Origin of the sequence: Streptomyces calidiresistens, from assembly GCF_014141525.1 — a bacterium.
GTDB lineage: Bacteria > Actinomycetota > Actinomycetes > Streptomycetales > Streptomycetaceae > Streptomyces > Streptomyces calidiresistens.
In genome coordinates this window covers 1-2,075 of the sequence record NZ_VKHS01000892.1, presented here as the reverse complement: position 1 = coordinate 2,075, position 2,075 = coordinate 1, and the positions used below count along the sequence as shown (strand labels likewise).

The window sequence follows — 2,075 nt, the reverse complement described above, 5'->3', positions numbered from 1 at the left end:
GGGTGGTTTCGAGGTCGGTGAGGGTGGCGGCCAGGGCGGGCCAGCCGGGTTCGGCGAGGATGCGCTCGGCCACCTCCGGTAGGGCCCGGCGCAGCACGGCCGCCTGGCGGCGCCGGACGGGGCGGGGCAGGTGCCGGCCGCGGTGGCGGAGGGCGCCCAGTGGGCCGGGGGCTGCGGCGCGGTAGGCGGCGCGCAGGTGGTTGGCGGCCTGGTGTGCGGCGGCGGCCTGCTGGGCGTGGTGGTGGCGGGCGTGCCGGTGGGCGGTGGCGGTGATCAGGAAGAACAGCATGTCGATGACCATCGCGGTGGTGGCGCCGTCCTCACCGCGGCCCAGCGCGGGTCCGGCGTGGATCAGCTCCCGGGCGGCTCGGCGCAGCGACCGGTCGTGGCCGCGTTCGGCGCGAATGTGGGAGCGGGAGGCCCGCTCGAACGCGCGGGCCGCTTCGTGCAGGGCGTGGCGGGTGTGGGCGGCGGAGGTGAGGGCGAGGGCGTCCAGGACCTCGCCGGTGGCGGCGATGTGCGCGGCGACCACGGCGTCCGGTCCGTGCTCGATGACCACCAGTGCTTTCCGCGCGGCCGTCGTCGTCCGGCGGCGGGCGACGGCCGGGTCGCCCGGTGCGGGAGAGGGGTCCGGGTGCGAAGCGGTGGACTGGTCGTGGTGGGTGGTCCAGCGTTCCCGGATGCGGGGCAGGGAGAGGTCGGGGGCCAGCCGTGCGCCGGCGTAGAAGACCGGCTCGCCGTCCTTGTTGCGGTCCCCTGGCAGGGCCACCTTGTAGCCCAGCAGGTCACCGGAGGGCGCCACGCGCCGGCGGATCAGCAGACCGGCGGCGGCCAACCGTTCGAAGAACTCCTCCCGGGCGGTGCGCTCCCGGCCCCGGCGTCGGGCCTTGTGGCGCTCGGCGCTGGTGGGCCGCCGCACCGCGGTGCCGTCACCTTGGTTGAGGCGACGCAGCCCCAATTCCGCCTCCAGCGTTCGAGCCCGGTTCTGGACGCGGACGGCATCGTTGTGGAGGCGGGGTTTGTAGCCGTCCTCGCGCACCAGGGTGGCGACGATGTGGATGTGGTCCTCGGCGTGCCGTACGGCCACCCATCGGCACCCCGCGCCACCCTGCTCGGGATCGTCGACACCGGCGGCGGCGACCATGCCGCGGGCGATGTCACCCCACTCCTCGTCCGTCAGGACGCGGTCCTCGGCGGCGTTGCGCACCGACAGGTGCCACACGTGCTTCCTCGGACGTTCGGAGGCTTCGAGGTTCTCGATCGGCTGGTCGAGGAGCCGCTGGAGCTGTTTGAGGGTGGCGTTCTCCTCTCGGCCGGGATCGGGGACGTTGTGGTCCCAGGAGGCGACCAGGTGGGGGTCGGTGTGCTCCTCGAACTTCCCCGGCCCGTACAGGTAATGCAGGAGACCGAGCGTGCGCTGCCCGCGCTTGTGGATCCTGGGGATCATGCCGCTACGGCTCCCGGTCCCGCTGGAGAAGTTGATCGGTGGCGTGCTGGACCCGCCGGACGGCTCGTTCGGTGGCCGCGAGGACCGCGTCGAGTTCCGGTGGACGGGCTCCGGAGTTGACCGCGCGGGCGACCTGGTTGAGGTTGTTGCCGACCCGGCCGAGGTGACGGCGGGCGGCGAACAATTCGGCGACCAGTTCCCGCTCCCCGGCGATCCTGCTCGCGGTCCGGTCGAGGTCATGGGCGGCGCCGAGGGCAGCCCGGGCGAGAAAACCGGCGACAGTGAGACCGGCGGTTTTGGCTCCGGCACTCACGCGTGCGAGTTCGTCGTCACTGAAGCGCGTGGTACGAACATGAGGACGCTGACGGCGTTGGTACTTGCGGCGTCTTGTCCGAGGGGGCGGGTCGACGGGGAGGGGAGTCGTGGGCTCACCGTTTCCGTCTCCTCCTCGTCGCTGCGATCCGCCCTCGGTCGCGGCTTCCTCGTCAGGCGTCCCCCGGCGCCGGACGTTCCCCTGCACCGAGGGGGCGGGGGAACCCTTGGATACTCCGCCCCGGGCGGAGTATCCAAGCGGATAACTTGCTCCGCCGGTGGCCGGGGTGGGGTGTTCCGTCCGTGTCTCTTATAC

General features: G+C 72.9%; 2 protein-coding genes. Both read right to left on the bottom strand.

What is annotated here, in order from left to right; all coding sequences use genetic code 11:
- A partial coding sequence (locus tag FOE67_RS23855; RefSeq protein WP_182666904.1) for a relaxase/mobilization nuclease domain-containing protein occupies positions 1–1,447 on the bottom strand: 1,447 nt, incomplete at its 3' end.
- A gap of 4 nt (positions 1,448–1,451) precedes the next feature.
- A complete protein-coding gene (locus FOE67_RS30865) occupies positions 1,452–1,967 on the bottom strand; it encodes a plasmid mobilization protein (RefSeq protein WP_182666903.1) in 516 nt (171 codons plus the stop codon).
- Between the last annotated feature and the right edge of the window lie 108 nt (positions 1,968–2,075).